This is a genomic window from Alicyclobacillus fodiniaquatilis (genome assembly GCF_042678105.1).
GTDB lineage: Bacteria > Bacillota > Bacilli > Alicyclobacillales > Alicyclobacillaceae > Alicyclobacillus > Alicyclobacillus fodiniaquatilis.
Genome location: NZ_JBHUCX010000074.1, coordinates 89,019 through 106,715, shown reverse-complemented (window position 1 = coordinate 106,715; position 17,697 = coordinate 89,019). Strand labels below are relative to the sequence as shown.

Annotated in this window: 19 protein-coding genes; 16 read left to right on the top strand and 3 right to left on the bottom strand. The window is 52.3% G+C overall.

Features of this window, described 5'->3' with window-relative positions; translation table 11 throughout:
* Positions 1–372 precede the first annotated feature (372 nt).
* The 10 genes from ACFSB2_RS18745 (at position 373) to ACFSB2_RS18700 (ending at position 11,006) form a co-directional block, all read left to right on the top strand.
* Complete coding sequence (locus ACFSB2_RS18745) at positions 373–2,379, top strand: oxidoreductase (RefSeq protein WP_377944620.1); 2,007 nt, start codon at positions 373–375, stop codon at positions 2,377–2,379.
* Positions 2,380–2,453: 74 nt separating this feature from the next.
* A complete protein-coding gene (locus ACFSB2_RS18740) occupies positions 2,454–3,236 on the top strand; it encodes an SDR family oxidoreductase (protein ID WP_377944619.1) in 783 nt (260 codons plus the stop codon).
* Between the two features lie 79 nt (positions 3,237–3,315).
* Positions 3,316–3,570, top strand: coding sequence for an acyl carrier protein (gene acpP, locus ACFSB2_RS18735; RefSeq protein WP_377944618.1), 255 nt, complete (start codon positions 3,316–3,318; stop codon positions 3,568–3,570).
* 98 nt (positions 3,571–3,668) lie between these two features.
* On the top strand, positions 3,669–5,318 hold the full coding sequence (locus tag ACFSB2_RS18730) for a class I adenylate-forming enzyme family protein (RefSeq protein ID WP_377944617.1): 1,650 nt from the start codon (positions 3,669–3,671) through the stop codon (positions 5,316–5,318).
* A gap of 127 nt (positions 5,319–5,445) precedes the next feature.
* Positions 5,446–6,672, top strand: a complete 1,227-nt coding sequence (locus ACFSB2_RS18725) for an acyl-CoA dehydrogenase family protein (protein WP_377944616.1) — start codon at positions 5,446–5,448, stop codon at positions 6,670–6,672.
* 1 nt (position 6,673) lies between these two features.
* The gene (locus tag ACFSB2_RS18720; protein WP_377944615.1) at positions 6,674–7,705 is read left to right on the top strand and encodes an alcohol dehydrogenase catalytic domain-containing protein; all 1,032 of its coding nucleotides are present in this window, start codon (positions 6,674–6,676) and stop codon (positions 7,703–7,705) included.
* 68 nt (positions 7,706–7,773) lie between these two features.
* Positions 7,774–8,430, top strand: coding sequence for a YbgA family protein (locus ACFSB2_RS18715; RefSeq protein WP_377944614.1), 657 nt, complete (start codon positions 7,774–7,776; stop codon positions 8,428–8,430).
* 72 nt (positions 8,431–8,502) lie between these two features.
* Positions 8,503–8,703, top strand: a complete 201-nt coding sequence (locus ACFSB2_RS18710) for a hypothetical protein (protein ID WP_377944613.1) — start codon at positions 8,503–8,505, stop codon at positions 8,701–8,703.
* A gap of 216 nt (positions 8,704–8,919) precedes the next feature.
* On the top strand, positions 8,920–9,132 hold the full coding sequence (gene tlp / locus ACFSB2_RS18705; RefSeq protein ID WP_377944612.1) for a small acid-soluble spore protein Tlp: 213 nt from the start codon (positions 8,920–8,922) through the stop codon (positions 9,130–9,132).
* A gap of 239 nt (positions 9,133–9,371) precedes the next feature.
* Entirely contained in the window at positions 9,372–11,006 is a 1,635-nt protein-coding gene (locus ACFSB2_RS18700; RefSeq protein ID WP_377944611.1) for an MDR family MFS transporter, read from the top strand.
* A 71-nt stretch (positions 11,007–11,077) separates the two neighbouring features.
* On the opposite strand, the gene proS is transcribed toward ACFSB2_RS18700, so the two are convergent.
* Positions 11,078–12,529 (bottom strand): proline--tRNA ligase, encoded by a 1,452-nt coding sequence (gene proS / locus ACFSB2_RS18695; protein ID WP_377944610.1) that lies wholly within the window; start codon positions 12,527–12,529, stop codon positions 11,078–11,080.
* 113 nt (positions 12,530–12,642) lie between these two features.
* Here proS and ACFSB2_RS18690 point away from each other — a divergent pair, with 113 nt between their 5' ends.
* Positions 12,643–13,713 (top strand): metal-dependent hydrolase, encoded by a 1,071-nt coding sequence (locus ACFSB2_RS18690; RefSeq protein ID WP_377944609.1) that lies wholly within the window; start codon positions 12,643–12,645, stop codon positions 13,711–13,713.
* Positions 13,714–13,734: 21 nt separating this feature from the next.
* Here ACFSB2_RS18690 and ACFSB2_RS18685 read toward each other — a convergent pair whose 3' ends face one another.
* Both ACFSB2_RS18685 and ACFSB2_RS18680 read right to left on the bottom strand, forming a co-directional pair.
* The gene (locus ACFSB2_RS18685; RefSeq protein WP_377944608.1) at positions 13,735–14,094 is read right to left on the bottom strand and encodes a helix-turn-helix domain-containing protein; all 360 of its coding nucleotides are present in this window, start codon (positions 14,092–14,094) and stop codon (positions 13,735–13,737) included.
* A 62-nt stretch (positions 14,095–14,156) separates the two neighbouring features.
* A complete protein-coding gene (locus tag ACFSB2_RS18680; protein ID WP_377944607.1) occupies positions 14,157–14,726 on the bottom strand; it encodes a GNAT family N-acetyltransferase in 570 nt (189 codons plus the stop codon).
* Between the two features lie 96 nt (positions 14,727–14,822).
* Between ACFSB2_RS18680 and ACFSB2_RS18675 the strand changes: the two genes are divergently transcribed.
* The 5 genes from ACFSB2_RS18675 (at position 14,823) to codY (ending at position 17,593) form a co-directional block, all read left to right on the top strand.
* Positions 14,823–15,044, top strand: coding sequence for a helix-turn-helix domain-containing protein (locus tag ACFSB2_RS18675; RefSeq protein ID WP_377944606.1), 222 nt, complete (start codon positions 14,823–14,825; stop codon positions 15,042–15,044).
* Entirely contained in the window at positions 15,037–15,621 is a 585-nt protein-coding gene (locus ACFSB2_RS18670) for a helix-turn-helix domain-containing protein (RefSeq protein WP_377944605.1), read from the top strand. Before ACFSB2_RS18675 ends, ACFSB2_RS18670 begins: the two co-directional genes overlap by 8 nt.
* A 116-nt stretch (positions 15,622–15,737) precedes the next feature.
* Complete coding sequence (locus ACFSB2_RS18665; protein WP_377944604.1) at positions 15,738–15,923, top strand: hypothetical protein; 186 nt, start codon at positions 15,738–15,740, stop codon at positions 15,921–15,923.
* Between the two features lie 62 nt (positions 15,924–15,985).
* Positions 15,986–16,300 (top strand): YerC/YecD family TrpR-related protein, encoded by a 315-nt coding sequence (locus ACFSB2_RS18660; RefSeq protein ID WP_377944603.1) that lies wholly within the window; start codon positions 15,986–15,988, stop codon positions 16,298–16,300.
* A gap of 504 nt (positions 16,301–16,804) precedes the next feature.
* Positions 16,805–17,593, top strand: coding sequence for a GTP-sensing pleiotropic transcriptional regulator CodY (gene codY / locus ACFSB2_RS18655; protein ID WP_377944602.1), 789 nt, complete (start codon positions 16,805–16,807; stop codon positions 17,591–17,593).
* The last annotated feature ends 104 nt before the right edge of the window (positions 17,594–17,697 follow it).

Below are 17,697 nucleotides of genomic sequence, written 5' to 3'. Positions count from 1 at the left end.
GAATTCCGCGAAAATCATCGAAATATGCCGTTTTATGCGGCTTTTTCAGGTTGCAATCCAGTTCTGTTGGGTTCATTTTAGCACTGCGGGATCGATTTTTTCAATACCAGGTGCTAATATCAGCTTATAAGTTTTCGTAAAAATTGATGCACTCGTTTGTGGTTGTGTTTAAAAGTGTTCATGCTCGGGCAGTAAACGCATGATGCGGTCAGTTTGTAATCAGGGTATCGCGGATGGCACAGATCCAAAGCATCGATTTAATTTCCTAAGGTAGATGGACATGCACTTGCTTTCTTGCTTACACTGAAGGCGACAATACATTCACGTACGTACAACCAAGGGTTCTACAGTTTTTGAAGGAGAGACACCTTTATGACGAAATATGAGGCGCGGGTCCAATATCGTGCCTTGAGCCAGCCAGGGCGTATCGGCACGCTTTTGCTGCCGCATCGGATGCTGATGGGCTCCATGCACATGGGGTTGGAAGGCGACGATACGCAATTGGACAGACTGTGTGAATTTTATCGGGAACGGGCGGCGGGACAGGCCGCGCTCATCATCACAGGCGGTGTCGCCGTCACGCAAGAGGGTGGCGGTGAGCACATGTACGTGCTGACACGCGAGGAAGATGTCCAAGCGCTGTCGCGCCTGCCGAAAGCCGTTCACGCTGCCGGAGGGAAAATCGCGTTACAATTGTTTCATGCAGGGCGCTACGCCTTTTCGGACGAAATTGGCGCACAGGCGGTTGCTCCGAGCGCAATCGCGTCGCGCTTGACGCGGGAGACGCCGCGCAGTATGACCCTCGAAGACATACAGGCAACCATCAAGGCGCATGCAGAGGGCGCGCAAATCGCCAAGCAAATCGGATTTGACGCTGTCGAGATCATGGGATCTGAAGGCTATTTGTTAAATCAGTTTTTGTCGCCTTTGACCAATCGGCGCGATGATGAATTCGGCGGCGATTTGGCCGGACGGATGCGGATGAGTTTGGAGATTGTGCGGGCGATTCGGACGAGCGTCGGGCAAGAATTCCCTATCATCTTTCGGATGTCTGGCATGGACTGCATGCCAGGCAGCACAACAGATGAAGAGACATTCGCATTTGCCAAGGCGCTGGAAGCATCTGGTGTGGATGCGTTGAATATCGGAATCGGTTGGCACGAAGCGCGTGTGCCGACGGTGCAGCAAGTCGTGCCGCGCGGCGGCTTTGCGCCAGTGGCAGCCGCCATTCGTCAGCATGTCGGGATTCCGGTCATCGGGGCCAATCGCCTCAACGTGCCAGAGGTTGCTGACGGGCTCATCGCGGATGGTTACTTGGATTTTGTCGCGCCTGCGCGTCCTTGGCTGGCTGACAGCCAGTTGGCGCAAAAAGTGCTTGCAGGTGACAGGGCAGGTTTAAACGTGTGCATCGCTTGTAATCAGGCGTGCCTGGACCACACGTTGGTTCGCCCGCAACAGGCGGTCAGTTGTCTAGTCAATCCACGGGCTGGACAGGAACAGCTCTGGCCAGTGGAGAAAGCGAAGGTGCGGCAGACGGTCGCTGTCGTCGGCGCAGGGCCTGCCGGCTTGCAGGCGGCCGTCACGGCGGCTGAGCGCGGACATTGTGTGACATTGTTTGAACGGGGCGTGGAACTGGGCGGCCAGTTTCGCATGGCGGCCCGGATTCCAGGCAAGGACGAATTTTACGAAACCATTCGCTATTATAGCGAAATGCTTGAACGATTTGCTGTGGTTGTTAAAATGCAAACAGAGCCGACTGTGGACGAACTGTCCGCGTTTGATCACGTCATCATCGCGCAGGGCGTGAAACCGCAGTTGCCAGACATCAAGGGCATCGATTTGCCGCATGTCGTCACGTACGCCCAAGTGCTGAATGGCGAGGTGCAAGTAGGGCGGAAAATCGCCATTATCGGGGCAGGCGGCATCGGTTGCGATGTCGCCACGTTCCTGGCGGAGGGACGGCATGCGCCAGCGCGCGTGCAATCGTTTTTTGCCGCTCAATCCCTGCCGGAATCCCCTTCCCTGCCGCGAGAAATCACGGTATTGGCCCGCAGTGGTCGCTACGGCGGCGGCATCGGCCGCAGTACGCGCTGGGTCGTCAAACAGGAGATGAGTCGCTTGGGTGTCAAGGTCATTACCGATTTCGCATTCCGCGAGGTGACAACGGAGGGCGTGATCGGAGAAGGACCTGAAGGGGAGCAACTGATTCAGGCGGATCAAGTCATTTTGTGTACGGGCCAGACTTCGGTCGAAACATTGGCGGCAGGCTTGACAGACAAAGTGCAGGTGCATATCGTCGGCGGCGCACGGGAGAGCAAGGGTATCAACGCGTCTCGGGCAATTCGCGAAGCGTTTGAAGCAGCATATCAACTTTCTTGAAACATGCATCGTGTGGAATGTGATTCCATGATGATAAAGTGTTCAGTGTAGACATGGACGGGGAGGTCTTTCGCGTGGCAGGATTGTTAGAAGGAAAAAAGGCGTTCATCACTGGGAGCGGGCGTGGCATTGGCCGTGCGACCGCACTGGCGATGGCGCGGCATGGCGCAGATGTGGTGATTCATTATCGCCGCGATGCGGATCAGGCGGAAAAAACGGCGACTGAAATTCGCGCACTCGGCCGCGAGGCGCTTGTGGTCAAAGCGGAACTGGAAAGCCAGGATGAGATCAATGCGGCATTCGATGTCATCGAACAAAATTGGGGCGCGCTGGACATTTTTGTCGCGAGCGCAGCCGCCAGCGCCTTCAAGCCAATTGAGCAATTGAAGGACTACAATCTGGACCGGACGTACCAAGTGGTGATTCACAGCACCGTATTTGCAGCACAGCGTTGCTTGCCCTTGATGGCTGGCCGCGGTGGGCGCATCATCACCATGTCCAGCATGGGCAGCACATACACGTTGCCTCGTTACTCAGTTTTAGGTAGCGCCAAAGCGGCGTTAGAGTCGATGACGCGCTATCTCGCGTCAGAGTTCGGGCCGCACGGCATCACCGTCAATGCCCTCAACCCAGGCGTGGTCGATACCGAATCCGCCAAGTTCTACGGGGGCGCCAACAATGACCAGTACCAGGCAGACGTCATTGCGCATACACCGCTGGCGAGATTGGGTACGCCAGAGGATGTGGCGGATGTCGCTGTGTTTCTGGCCAGCGATCTGTCGCGCTTCATCACAGGCGAAGTCATCAAAATCGACGGCGGTTTGACTTTGCTCACAGGTGGATTTGAAAGTTTCTAAAATCAGATCAGTTGTCCGTCCGTGGACAAGGCCTTTCGATATGAAAACAAAACATCACAGTGAATGGAGAAGATCAATCATGGCAGAAAAATTGACGAAAGCACAAATCGAAGAGAAAGTGAAAAAGGTGGTTTGTGACCAATTGCAGGTTGAGGCATCTGAAGTCAACGCGGACAGCCTGTTTGTGGACGATCTCGGCGCTGACTCGCTCGATCTCACCGAATTGGCGGTTGCTTTTGAAGATGAGTTTGAACTTGAAATTCCGGAAGCGGATTTTGGTCAACTGTCGACCGTCGCGGGTGTTGTCGACTACATCGACGGCCGTCTTGCCTAATATCACAGTTCAGTTGGGGCAAGCCAGTTGCCCCTTTTGACATATCCGTGGGTTCTTGACTCGCAGACAGATTCCAAAGTAAAGGGGGCTTTTTGCACATGTTTGATTTCGCGGGCAGGATGCTTTCCGAGGAACGCGCTCAGCATTATATCGACGAAGGCTATTGGACAAGTGATTCCTTCGTCGATGTGTTGGAAAAGGACGCGCAAGATTATCCCGATTTCGTCCACAAAGACGAAGAACGCAGTTTGACATACAAGGAAATGTGGCAAGAGGTGGAGGCGCTCGCTGCCGAACTGTACGCGCGCGGGATTCGCAAGGGAGATACGGTCGCCATGCAATTGCCGAATGCGCTCGATTATGTCGTCGCTGTATTTGGCATTGCGCGCATTGGCGCCATCGGGGTCTCTTTGCAGATCGATCTCGGCCGTCAGGCCATTTTGCAAAGTCTCCAAAAATCCAAGGCAAAAGCTTGGATCATTGCCGACAACTTCCGCGGTCAGCCGCTCTACGAGATGGCGCTCGACGTGCAGAAGGAATTGCCAAACTTGGACTATGTGATTCTCCAAGGGACCACTGCAGGCGCGCCGAGCGACATTTTGACGTTCACGCAAATGCGCAGCAGCGCAAAGCGGCTTGTTGCGGATGAGTTGGCGGCGAATCGGCCAGGGCCGCTCGACGCCTTTTTGATGGTCTTCACCTCTGGCACGACCGGATCGCCAAAAGGGGTCGTGCATCTGCATGCGAACTATCTTTGGGCCGCGCGCGCCTACGCGAAAAATTTTGGCTACGAAGCGGGCGACGGCGTGCTTGATTTGGCGCCCATCTGCCACCAGACTGGCATGCTCTCAGGTGTTATGCAGACCATTGCGAGCGGCGCTCGGATTCTGCTCTTGGAACGCTTCTCGGCCATTCGCGTGTTGAAGTGGATCGAAAAAGAAAAACCGGCATATTTGGTTGGTGCGCCACCACATGTGATTCACCTCGCCAATGCGTCGAAACTGAAGGACACGGATACATCGAGTGTCAAGTTCTTCATCTACGCTGGCGCCCCTGTTCCAAGTTCTGTGCTGGAGCGGATGCAGGAGGCCAGCGGCATCAAGGTCGGCGGCATGTTCGGCTGGACGGAAGGATTTCTTGCGACGGCGACCAATCCGAGTGACCCGATGGATGCCTTGGCCAATACGATTGGCTTCGTCATTCCGGGCACGGAGGTGCGCTTGGTAGACGAAGATGGTAACGATGTCGAACCGGGCACACCGGGCGAAATATGGTCCCGCGGTCCGAACTTTAGCGCCGGTTACTATGAAAATCCGGAAGCGGCGCAGCGGCAGTGGGACAAGGATGGTTGGTTCCACTCCGGTGACGTGTTGCGCCAAGATGAAACAGGGCGCTACCGCTTTATTGCCCGTGCTGACGACATCATCAACCGCGGCGGCACGAAGGTGGATCCGAAGGCGGTGGAAGACGTCATCTCGGCGCATGAGGCAGTCGAGAATGTCGTGGTTGTCGGCGCGCCTGACGAAACACTGGGCCAACGCACGGTTGCGTGTGTGATCCTGCACGAGGGCGCGGAGCCGTTCACCTTGGCCGCGCTGCGCGATTTTCTGGGCGAACGCGGCCTTGCCAAGTTTGAGTTTCCGGACAGGCTCGAATTCATGACGGAATTCCCGATGACGCACTCCGGAAAGATCAAGAAAAAAGATCTGCGCGAGCATTTCCGCCGCGAGGCAGAAGCGCAATCGTAAGCAGATTGGATAGATCGCCATGCGTGATGCTTCCCATACCAGCAGCATTGTGAAAATGCCTGCAATCGGGGCATCGCGGATGGCATACCAAGGCACCGACTTTATTCTCAGGATAGGGAGATCTGGAATGAGTATTTTGAACGCTTCTGAGTTGAATGGGATTCACTATCAACCGCTCGCCATCGATCCGGCGCTTGTCGATCGCGCCAATGAAATTCGCAATCGCGTGTTGCAGTTTCGGCGCGAAGAAGCGAAAGACTGGGCAGAGGAAATCGAGCGGACAGAGCAGATTCCACAGGCCTTGTGGAAACGGATGGTGGAGTTGGGTTTCCACAAGTTGACCCAACCGAAGCAATATGGCGGCGAAGGGCTGCCGCTGACATTGTACTTTCCAATTCTCGAAGAAATCGCGCATTGCCATGGTTCCATTCGCATGATTTTTCACGCGTATAACAGCATTTGGCGCACTGTGGGGCAAGGGACAGATGCGCAGCAGGCGCATTGGCTCGGCAAATTGGTGGAAGAAGGCGCATTGGTGGCGTTTGCGCTGACGGAGCCAGACAATGGCACAGGCATCGACTTGCGCACGACGGCAACATACGAAAATGGAAAGTACATTTTGAACGGGCGCAAGCATTTGATCACGTTTGCCGAAGAAGCAGCAGTCTTGGCGGTGATTGCCAAAATGGAAGGCGGCGCAGGTCGCGGCGGCTTGACCGCGTTTTTGGTTCCGCAAGGGCGCGCGGGCATGAAACTTGAGCCGATGGCGCACATGATGGGGGACAAAGGCTGCTCACACGCCGTCATCACGTTTGAGAACTGTGAAGTCGGCGAAGATGAAGTGCTCGGCGAGATCGGCGAAGGATATGGCGTTGCTGTTCGCGGCTTTTTGGATCAGAGCCGCGCTTGTATTGCGCAAAGTGCAGTCGGTTTGGCGCAAGAGGCGCTCGATGCGACACTGCAGTTCACGCGCAAGCGCGTGACGTTCGGCAAGGCGATTGCCAGTCGGCAAGCCGTGCAGATGCGTCTCGCTGAAATGCAGATTGCGGTGCAAGCCGCTCGTTTGCTGTGCTTGGACGCTGCGCGAAAGTACGATGCTGGCCAGGACATTTCACTCGAAGCGTCCATTGCCAAGGCGAACGCGATTCGGATGGTCGGCGAAGTGACAGACGGCGCTTTGGCGCTGTTCGGCGGCGTCGGCTACTGTGTCGGCAGCCCAGTGGAACGGCTGTATCGCGACGCGCGTTCGCTGTGGTTTGAAGAAGGAACTGCAGAAATGCAGAAGATGACCATTGCTGACGCGCTCGTCACCAATGCGCGTCGCCGTGAGCGCGAAGAAAAGAAGAACGGTTGACATGCGCGCTGTAGAATTTAGCCCAGACAAAGGGTTTCAGGTTGTCGATGTGGCCCTTGGGTCGCTGGCGGCAGATGAAGTGCGTCTCCAAGTGGAGGCGTGCGGCGTCTGCGGCAGTGATCGACAAGTGGTGCAAGGCGAGTCTGTGCCGCCGGGGACATCGTTTCCGTTGGTGATGGGCCATGAGATCGCTGGAACAGTCACTGAAGTGGGAGAACAGGTCAAGCAATGGCAAGTCGGCGATGAAGTCATCGTCCATCCGTTCATCTCCTGCGGCACCTGTGCGCCTTGTCAGCACAACCAACCGAATTTGTGTGTGCGGCAAACTTGCATTGGCTATCAACAGGCGGGTGGCTTTGCCGAAATGGTGACCGTCCCGGCAAGTCAACTGGTACGTCGGCCAAAGGGTTGTGACGCTGCTGCGGCCGCACTGTTGGTCGATGCGTTCGCCACACCGTATCACGCGATGCGCTTGGCCGACGTTGCGCCAGGGAGTACGGTGCTTGTCATCGGCACAGGCGGCCTGGGCTTGGCGGCATTGCGTTTGGCTGGGGCGTTCGCTGTCGGTCGGTTAGGCGCCGTGACGCGCCGTGACGCTGGCCTGGACAGTGTGGCTGCACATGGCGCTGAAATGGTTGTGTCGATGCAGGACGAACCGCGCAATGTGGCGCGGCAGATGCGGCGCTGGTCTGGTGCGGGCGGGATCGACGTCGTCATTGACACGGTGGCGAACAAGGAGACGGTGAAATTCGCGCTGGATGTGGTGCGTCCTGGTGGCGCGGTGACGCTGATTGGCATGTCGGAAGATGATGCGGTCTTGCCGATTGCCAAGAGTGTCCGTCGCGGAGTGCGCTTGTTGACGAGCTACGGCTCGGAGTTGGAAGATGTGCGCGCGCTGTCAGACTGGGTTGCTGCAGGTCGGTTAGATCCGTCCGTATTGCTCGCTGGCACGCTTGCGCTAGAAGAGGTAGAGCAGGCATTTTCGCCAGTTCGCGCTTCTGGGCGTTGGGTGATCACGCCGCGTACGCTATGATGTCATACTGAACGGCATCGGTCAGTTTGCGTTGATGTTTGGACATACACAGAAAGGCGGCGACCTCTGTGGCGCAGGAACAGGATGTACAGATGTTGTTCCAAGCCTGTGAAGCGTTTTGGCGCGATATCCAGTACCCAGTGATGGAACGTTCGCACAGTGCCGAACAAATGCTGGGTGAGCATTTGCAAGCGGCGCGTGGTGATGTGAAAGCGCTGCAAACCTGGTTGATGGATTGTCTCGAAGTCGAGAAGACGCCCGTGTCACTCGCGGGCATGCGCAACACGCTCTTTCATGTGTTTGGCGATTTCAAAGAACATCTGTCGGCAGAGGACCGACACACTTGGCATACTCAAATCCTTACACAGCCACAAAAGGCGCGCCAGCGTATGTATGAACTGTTGGCGGTTGAACCGAACGCGGATTTGTTGACCTCCTACTATTGGCGATCCGACGCTTGGCGTTTAGTCTGGTTTCGCTATGCCAACGTTTGGTGGCAGTTTCGCCTGTCGGAACGGGCAGACGGGCTTCTTTATACGTTTCTTCCGGCGAAAGATGTGCTGAAGGATGCGCCGTTGCCACTGCTGAGCGCTTCTTCCAGTCACGCATGGTTGCATCAGGCGCGATTGGGTGTACGCTTGCCAGATGGAGAACTGGTCGTGTATCCGGGCATGATGGAAACCATCGTCCATGTGCGCGAACAAACAACTTGTGGTGTTGATTAGACAGCTTGTCAGCTGTCTTTTTGTTTGTGTGTGGCGCTTCGTGTACACTGTCTTTGTGGAGGAGGGGCAATATTGGGCAAAGAGGACAAAGAACCTGGTCCGATTAGAGGACGTATGTGGTTAATTATACTTGGTATTCTTGGCGCGCTCATTTTGGTCATGTCCATTGCTGTCTATCATGAAAATTCAGCGATGTCTGTCGTCGGCTATTTCATTGGCTTTGTTTGCATTTTGTTGGGTGCCGTAGCGGTTTATGATGGACGACGAAAATAGATTGCCATGCGTGGTGTATCGCGCACCAGTAACATCATGAAAATACACGTCAATCAATGCGTCGCGGATAACGCGCGCAAAGGGATCGACTTTGCGTAAACGTTCAGCATGTCTTGGTAAATATTTTTTTGAGGATAAAGCAAAACAGTGTGATTGAATTTTATCTTTGTTGCACACGCTTTGAATGCGTTCAATTCAGAGTGGAGGTGCTGTGGAATGGCAAAACCTGATAATCGCAAAGACAATGCTGCACATTTGCAAAAGGCGATTGCAAATACAATGGAGAACGTGCATGAAGCTAACGATTTCTTAAAAGCGCATGCTGATGAAATGCGCCATGGTGATCAAGCGGATATTCGCGCCAAAAATGAGCGGCGGTTGCAGGCAATTGAGGGATTCCGCGATGAATTGAAAGATGAAACACATTAATGTGAGGCAGCGGCAAGCAAACATCCAAAGCACCATCAGAATTGAAGCAGTCGAGCGTTGAGATGGCGCTAAAGAGGATCACTTTGCCGTGATGTTTTGGTAGGAAAGCCTAGACGTTTGGGCATAACCTTACGTCTAGGCTTTATTTTGCCGCAAAATAAACACAAATTAGGACTACCATAAAAAAATTTATTGAGTAAAATATAATGGTATTAAAATGATGTGGAGGTATCCAAAGCGTGGCTGGATCTACAAAAGTTTCACAAGCGACAAACCAAATCACGGGAAACCGGAAATGGTGGGTACTCGCGACAGTTTTGTTGACGATGTTCTTTTCATCTATGGATCAAACGGTTGTATCTACGGCCATTCCGACAATCATCAATGATTTAAACGGGTTGAGCCTATACGCATGGTTGGCAAGTGCGTATATGATGGCGTCTGCCATCACTGTCCCAATATACGGAAAGCTGTCTGACGTATATGGACGAAAGCCATTTTACATTTTTGGATTGATCATGTTCGGTGTTGGTTCGGCAATTTGTGGTCAGGCGCATACCATGATGGAACTTGTCATTGCCCGCGGCGTTCAAGGGATTGGCGCAGGCGCGATGATGAGCATGCCGCGCGCGACCATTGGCGACATCTTCAGTCCAAAAGAGCGCGGTCGCTGGATGGGGATCATCGGTGCGGTTTTTGGACTGTCTAGCATCATCGGTCCGGCGTTGGGCGGATGGATTACTGATGACTTTTCCTGGCGCTGGGTGTTCTATATCAACTTGCCGTTTGCGCTGTTGGCCATCCTTGGCGTCATCTTCACATTGCCGCGTGTGCGCGCCGGTGCTGCTGTAAAACTGGATTGGTTTGGCTGTGTATTGCTCATCATTGGCCTGTTCCCCATTTTGCTCGGATTTACTTGGGCTGGCAGCAAGTATACTTGGGGATCATGGCAGATTATTTCGTTGTTTGCCTTTGGCATTATCATGTTGTTGGTGTTTTATTTTTGGGAACGTTTCGCGTCAGATCCAATCATCACCCCGTCGCTGTTTAAGAGTCGGCTCTTTACCACAAGCCTCATTTTGGGTGTATTTATTGGGATGACCATGTTTGGCAGTCTGATGTTCTTGCCGATTTTCATTCAAGGCGTCATTGGATTGAATGCGCAGAATAGCGGTTTTCTACTTTCACCAATGATGATTGCCTTTATCGTCGGTAGTGTGCTCTCGGGGCAAATTATGACGAGAACTGGGCGCTATCTGCGACTAGCCAACGTTTGTGGCATCATCATTGTCGTCGGTGTCATCCTGCTTTCGCTGATGACCATCAACACGCATTTCTGGAATGTCATCATCAACATGGTCGTGCTTGGGCTGGGGATTGGTTCACTCATGCCTTTGATGAACGTTGCGGTTTCAAACGCATTCCCGTATAAGATGATGGGCACGGTCAACTCTACACAGCAATTTGTGCAGTCCTTGGGTGGCGTTATTGCTTCACCGATCTTTGCCTCCCTGTTGACGAACGGTTTTCAGCACAAATTGACGAGTGTGATGCCCGCCGGTTTGAAGCAAATGGGTGCAAAACTGGCGAACATCAGTCCACAGGAACTGTTGACTGCACAGGCGCAGAACGCGATGAAAAAGCAGTTTTCAGGAATGGGCGCAAAAGGATTGACCTTGTACAACCAACTGATTCACGCGGTGAAGGTGTCCCTGACGGCAGGCGTACACCACTTGTTCATCGTGGCCTTGGTTTTTGCTTGTCTGACATTCATTGGCACGTTCTTTTTGCCAGAGGTCAACCTCAAGGGGAAGGAATACTATGAGGAGAAAAAAGACGGCGGAGATCAAGCGCGAGAACCAAGCATTTCGTAAATATGTATGAGCAAAAAAGTGGGACGCCAATCGCGAGGCGTCCCACTTTTTTGTTCCGTTAAAACTCCGGTTTAGTACGACTTGGCGTACCATACCGCATGTGCCGCCGATTTGCCGCAAGTGACACATTGTTCCGGTTTTGCGGGCGGATCGAACGGGATATTTCGGCTGGTCGCGCCGCATGCATCCTTGATGGCGCGTTCACACTGGTCGTCACCGCACCAGCCTGCCAAGACGAAACCGCGTTTCTCGTTGATGTAGGTGGTCAATTCTTCGAGCGACGTTGCGCTATATGAATGTTCCGCGCGGAACTGCTTCGCTGCTTCAAACATCGACTGTTGAATGTCATCGAGCAGTTTAGGCAGCGCTTCGGTCAACTCGTCCATCGGTACAAACAGTTTTTCCCCATTGTCGCGCCGTACCAACACCACTTGGCGATTTTCCAAATCACGCGGTCCAATTTCCAAGCGAACTGGAATGCCGCGCATTTCATATTCATTGAACTTCCAACCTGGGCTGACGTCATCACGGGCGTCCATACGCACGCGAATGCCCGCATTCTGCAGCGTTTGAAACAGGCCGTTTGCCGCTTCGACGACAGCTTCTCTTGCCTTTTGCGGGCCGATGGGAATGATCATCACTTGGGTCGGCGCCACTTTAGGCGGCAAAGACAATCCTCTGTCGTCGCCATGAACCATGATCAGCGCGCCGAGCAATCGCGTGGAAATGCCCCATGATGTCGTATAGACGTACTTCAACTGGTTGTCTTTATCGAGGTATTGAATTTCAAATCCCTTGGCAAAGTTTTGACCAAGGTAATGTGAAGTTCCGGCTTGCAATGCCTTGCCGTCTTTCATGATGGCCTCAATGGAGTATGTATCCACCGCTCCAGCAAATTTTTCACTGGGTGTCTTTTGGCCGCGAATGACTGGCACCGCGAGAAAATCTTCGACAAAGGAAGTGTAGATGTCCAACATCTGCAGTGTCTCTTGCCGCGCTTCTTCCTCTGTAGCGTGCGCTGTATGTCCTTCCTGCCACAAGAACTCGCTGGTGCGCAAAAAGGGAAGCGTGCGTTTTTCCCAGCGCACGACATTTGCCCATTGGTTGAGGAGCAGCGGCAAATCGCGGTACGACTGGATCCACTGCGCGTACATGTGGCCAATCATGGTTTCCGATGTCGGACGAACTGCAAGACGCTCTTCCAGCTTTTCGCCAGCAGCTTCCGTCACCCAAGGCAACTCAGGATTGAAGCCTTCAACATGCTCCTTTTCCTTTTGAAAAAAGCTTTCTGGGATGAATAGCGGGAAATATGCGTTTCGATGACCAGTGCGTTTAAATTCTTTGTCCAGTTCACGTTGACACGTTTCCCAGATCTCATAAGAATCAGGCTTGAACACAATACATCCGCGAACAGGAGAGTAATCCATCAGATCAGCTTTTTGGATTACATCTAAGTACCAACGAGAAAAATCTTCACTTTGTGGAGTGATCTCTTTTACAAATGCTTTCTTATCTTTCGCCATCATGTTCCTCCTACGGCAGGGTTGTCCTTCTTGCCATCTTACGGAATGCAACAATCCGCGTCAATTGCACCATACTACCTGTATGAGTGAACAGGAGGATGGGGGGATTCGCATTGGATAATGTAACACACGCAGCCATCGGTGTGGGTGTATTCGCAACGTACATGACCATGGGCGTGGAGCCAACCAGCACGCCTGTCGTCGCGGCTACGTGCATTGCGGCGGTACTCGGGGCCGAAGCGCCGGATGTGGACATCATCTTTCAATATATCGGAGGTCCTATCCCTTATCTATATCAGCATCGTCAAATATCGCACAGTTTTCCCCTGTGGTTTTTTTACGCGCTGGCTAGCGGCTTAATTGTCGATTTATTTGTCCCAGGCCATTTCTGGTTGTATACTGCGCTGGCATTTGTCGGCGTTTTGACCCACGTTGGCACAGATATGCTCACAAGCTATGGGACACAGGCGTTTTGGCCAATCAGTTCCACGCGTTGGCGAGGGGACGTTTTATTTGTCGTTGAACCGATCTACATCATTTTGTTCATCATTGGTTTTGCGCTCATCGAATATGGCAGCGCGTTCAACTGGACGGTGTGGGTGCTCGACCTGGTGGCCGTTGGCTATACACTGTGGCGCACGTTGATTCGCCTATGGTTAGGAAGTGATATGAGGCGCTACGTGCGACAATACGGTGATCCGCGCAGCGCCAAGTGGCGATTGACGCCAACTCTCTTTCCGGTGTTGCACGGTTACAAGTATGTCGTTCAAATTGGCGATCACTTTCATTTTGGGTCCTTTGATTGGAGAGGCCGTGCACATGAGGAGTCAAGACTGAAAAGTGAACACTCTCCTGCAGTCGAATTTGCCTTGCGTCACAGCAAAGTAGGGAAGGCGTTGGCGAGGTTTTCACCGATGCTGCTGGCACAGATGGAAAGTGACGGACAATGGGTTGTGGTACGCTTGGCCGATGCTACAGTTCGCTATTTTGACAGGCTACCGTTCAGCGGCGTGGTAGATCTGCTGCCAACGGTGCACGGGGATTATGCGCTTGTTCAAGAAGGGCTGCGCGCACAGCCTGTGGACATACAGAAACTATGGCATGATACGTTCTCGCCAGTGGGCGAGCGCGCCGTACCGCAGATTCCCAGCCCACGTGGATATCGTTCCAAATCGCGCGTGTAGAGCGCCACGCGTGATGTGCGTTTATTCGTGGTATTTTGTTTCGCGATCCCGCAGGTATTTTGCCACCCATTCGAGCAACTTCGATGGATCGTCAAGCGCGTGCGCTTCTGCGAGTCGTTTGGCGATTTCCATATATTCCGCTGGCGTCTCCGAAGCGATCATCGGGGTGTTTTGGTTGCTGTCGGTCATTGTATCGAAGTATGACAAAGGGACGCCATACGCTCTGGCCAGCTTCGCGACCAAAGAGAAAGAGGGATTGGGTCGATTGCCGTTTTCGATTGCACTCAGATGGCTGACAGAAATGCCCGTTGCAGCCGAGGCCTCCGCCAAGGTCCAATTCTTTTGTTCGCGTAGTTCCCGCAGTTTCTGCCCAAGATTCACAGCGCTTTTCCCCTCCTAACTTCATTGTAGAGGAAAGCAGATGTGTCTACAAATGTAGAATTTTAAAAGAAGTCATCGCCAAATTGGGCATGTAGTTCATCAATGGGCTGAACGTATAACAGCGCTGGTTTCCCCGTTTCCCATATGCGCCGCTTTAAAAAAGCGCGCCAGGGGTGGTGCAGCATGTCCACTGACACTTTTTCCGTCGGCCAAGGCAATTTTTCGAGCGCGCGCTGCGCTTGAAGGTTGTGGATGTCCACGATATACAACATGGCCGTGGAATGGAATTTTTCAGCAGCGATTGCGCGCAAATGTGACTTAATTTGCAAGTTGTATCCGACGCCGCGCATTTGCGGCGTCAGATATGTGCCTACTTCTGTACAGGCGCCTCCGCTGGGCGAGAACGGCGCCTCAACGCATACCAGTGTGCAGAAGCCGCAGATTTTTTTATGCTCATTTATGATCAGATAAACATAGCCTGTTTCCATCCATTCGATCATTTCCCATTGATTTATCCAGGCAGAGAACTGTTGGAATGCGCGCAAATTGTCAGGCCATGCTGAATCTAGATGTTCATTGCGAAATAAATGTTCCAATGCCGGTTTGTCTGCTGTTTCCAATTGAATCTCCATAGTAACCCCCACAAATTACTCAATTGCGAAATTTAGGATACCGATTTTTGCATCGTTCTGGTATTATTTATTCAATCGTAGAAAAAAGTTTTTGGAGTGGTACGATTGGGGGAACTTGCTCAACGGTTAAAATACTATCGCAAACTTCGAAAAATGTCAGTGCGTGCATTGGCTGATAAAGCGGATGTCAGTGTCAGTTATGTTTATGCCATTGAGGCTGGAGCGCGGGGCAGCAACATCACGAAATTAAATCAAATTTCCGATGCGCTTGATATCGCTTTGAGTGAATTGCTCGGACAGGATAAACGACGTGAATAACCCGTGGAGCGAATTGCACGCTGCTCGAAAAATGCATCGTTGGACGCAACAGGCCACGTCGAGGGGCATTGTCTCGCAGCCATTGTATTCACTGATAGAACAAGGGGTCGTCATGCCTACACCTGATGTCATCAATAAGTTGGCGGCCCGCCTGACAGCCGATGCCCACAAATGGCATCTTGCGTGGCGACCGCATCGCCAGAAAGTACAACAAAAAATTCTCTTTTGGCGGACCTTTGTCAACCGCAACGAAGTAGAACTGAACAATTTATTGTACACCAGCGCAGATGCGCTGGCATTGGACATCGAATGTTATCGCCATTGGTTGGCAGCGCAGAAAATGAGTGTGACCACCGCGCTGCAGTGTGAATTGGATAAGACACGGGCAAAGTTACATGCCGCCTCTTCCTTATATCTGCCAAAGAGCATGCGAGGTGTGGGGGATCTCCGGCTGCAGACGGTGCTCGCTGTCGTGGAAGCGATGGTAAACATGCGTATTGGCCGTTACCAAGCGTCTGCCATTTGGACACTCAGGGCTCACAAGATGTACAGCAAAATTCCACCCTATTTACAGTAAGTGAACCAATTGACAGATCCATCTGCACATCTTTTGAAAGCTCTTTCTGACTGTGCTTCATCGTGATCGGCATGTTTGGGCGCAAATGTGTACAATGTACGTTGGAGGCGATGTCTATGGAAACGGAAGAGCAGGTGGGCTACCGTGATGCCATGCGCCAGCTTCACAAAGCGATGGAGCGGCGTCTGCACCATTTACAAGAACAGATGAAATCTAGTTCTGAGACGAAGCAGTCTGAACTGCATGTAAGAATAGAGGAAGTTCAGCATGTGCTCGAAGTGATTCAATCGCTGCATCGCTAGCCACCTCACGCATCTTCGTGCTACAATGCTGTAGTACGTTCCTGTTGTAAAGGGTGACATTGATGCAACTTGACAAGCTGCGGAACAAAGACGTTGAGCAACTGTTTGAAGCGATTTTGTCCTTACAGTCCATTGATGAGTGTTATCACTTTTTTGATGACTTGTGTACAATTGGTGAAATTCAATCGTTAGCCCAACGTTTGGAAGTTGCGCATATGCTTCGTCAAGGTGCGACCTATCATCATATTGAATCACAAACCGGGGCGAGCACAGCCACCATCAGTCGCGTAAAGCGCTGTTTGCACTATGGCGCAGATGGTTACCGGCTGATACTTGACCGATTGGATACGAAGGGCAAGCATGCGGAAGATGTGTGACAACACGACCACCATCCAATTTTGATTGGACGAGACCCGCTTTCAAACGGGTCTTTTTTGTGTCGATTTCCCGGTAAATCATGCTAGCGGATCCGAGACGCGCGTCGAATCATCAGAAAAGCCGCATGTGATCACGCCGTGAACTCGAAAGATCAGGTATGATTTGCAAAATAATAAAAAATTTATTTTTGTGGTAGTTGACATTTTTCTCGCTTCTCTGTAGTCTGCTTTATGGCGTGTATGAATTGTGTTGCAGTGGCAAATAATTTACACAAGACACATAATTCTTTCATTTCATAATAGAGGCAAAGCGGAAGTGAACGACCCACGAATGGCGTGCACTCATTGTTGCGCGGAAAGTCATGTGCGATGCTTCCACGAACCAGTAGAACTGTAGATATGGGGCAGTTGGAGCATCATGGACAGCCAGTGTCAATCGCGCTCTTCGGGCGGATCATCAACCTGTTCGTATCCGTTGACGTCTAGTATAGGAGAAGATCAAAGATGAAGCTTTTTGATAAAGTACAAGAATTGGGGAAATTGCTTCACGGTTCAAACGAGCAAGTGGAGTTTCACGACATTGCTGAGTTTCTGAGCAAAGTGATGTCCAGCAATGTGTACATCGTTGGCCGCAAAGGTAAAATTTTCGGCTATGGCGTGGCAGAACACGCGCTCACGGAAGAGTGGCTGAACATTATGACCAAAGACCAACGTTTTCCGGGGGATTTTAATAAAAACTTGTTGCGCATTGAGCAAACGAGCGCCAATTTGAGCGATGTGGAAAAAGAACGGCTTTACGTTTTTTCTCCAGAAGAGAATGAATCGTTTAGAAGCAAGTACATCACCATCGCGCCGGTTGTCGGTGCGCGTGAACGCCAGGGAACGCTTGTGTTCGCTCGCTCGGAGCGACCGTTTGATGAAGACGATATGGTCTTGGCCGAATACAGCGCCACCATTGTTGCGCTTGAAGTCGTGCATGCGCGGCAACAACAGAAAGAAGAAGAGAGTCGCCAACGCGCGCTTGCACACTTGGCCGTTGAATCGCTGAGCTATTCAGAGCTGCAAGCGGCGAAATATCTGTTGGACGCCGTTCAAGAATCGTCTGACGGCATTGTGGTGAGCAGCCAAATCGCCGATGAACATGGCGTGACGCGGTCTGTGATTGTCAACAGCATTCGGAAATTAGAAAGTGCTGGCACCATTGAGAGTCGTTCGCTGGGCATGAAGGGAACGCACCTGCGCGTGCTCAACGCCTATGTAGAGGATGAAATTGCTCGTCAATTTGAGCGTTGATGTAAGTATCAGGCGTGATCGACAACGTTTTTGTACGCAGTGGCAAACTTTTGCCGCTGCGTTTTTTATGTGCGCCATGCTCAGCTGTTGTGTGATGCCAGGGA

Bases quoted from the DNA above. Each gene is read 5' to 3' on its own strand.
- ACFSB2_RS18745 (WP_377944620.1), top strand. From the start codon at position 373: ATGACGAAATATGAGGCGCGGGTCCAATATCGTGCCTTGAGCCAGCCA.
- acpP (WP_377944618.1), top strand. From the start codon at position 3,316: ATGGCAGAAAAATTGACGAAAGCACAAATCGAAGAGAAAGTGAAAAAG.
- ACFSB2_RS18730 (WP_377944617.1), top strand. From the start codon at position 3,669: ATGTTTGATTTCGCGGGCAGGATGCTTTCCGAGGAACGCGCTCAGCAT.
- ACFSB2_RS18725 (WP_377944616.1), top strand. From the start codon at position 5,446: ATGAGTATTTTGAACGCTTCTGAGTTGAATGGGATTCACTATCAACCG.
- ACFSB2_RS18720 (WP_377944615.1), top strand. From the start codon at position 6,674: ATGCGCGCTGTAGAATTTAGCCCAGACAAAGGGTTTCAGGTTGTCGAT.
- tlp (WP_377944612.1), top strand. From the start codon at position 8,920: ATGGCAAAACCTGATAATCGCAAAGACAATGCTGCACATTTGCAAAAG.
- proS (WP_377944610.1), bottom strand. From the start codon at position 12,529: ATGGCGAAAGATAAGAAAGCATTTGTAAAAGAGATCACTCCACAAAGT.
- ACFSB2_RS18680 (WP_377944607.1), bottom strand. From the start codon at position 14,726: ATGGAGATTCAATTGGAAACAGCAGACAAACCGGCATTGGAACATTTA.
- ACFSB2_RS18665 (WP_377944604.1), top strand. From the start codon at position 15,738: ATGGAAACGGAAGAGCAGGTGGGCTACCGTGATGCCATGCGCCAGCTT.
- ACFSB2_RS18660 (WP_377944603.1), top strand. From the start codon at position 15,986: ATGCAACTTGACAAGCTGCGGAACAAAGACGTTGAGCAACTGTTTGAA.
- codY (WP_377944602.1), top strand. From the start codon at position 16,805: ATGAAGCTTTTTGATAAAGTACAAGAATTGGGGAAATTGCTTCACGGT.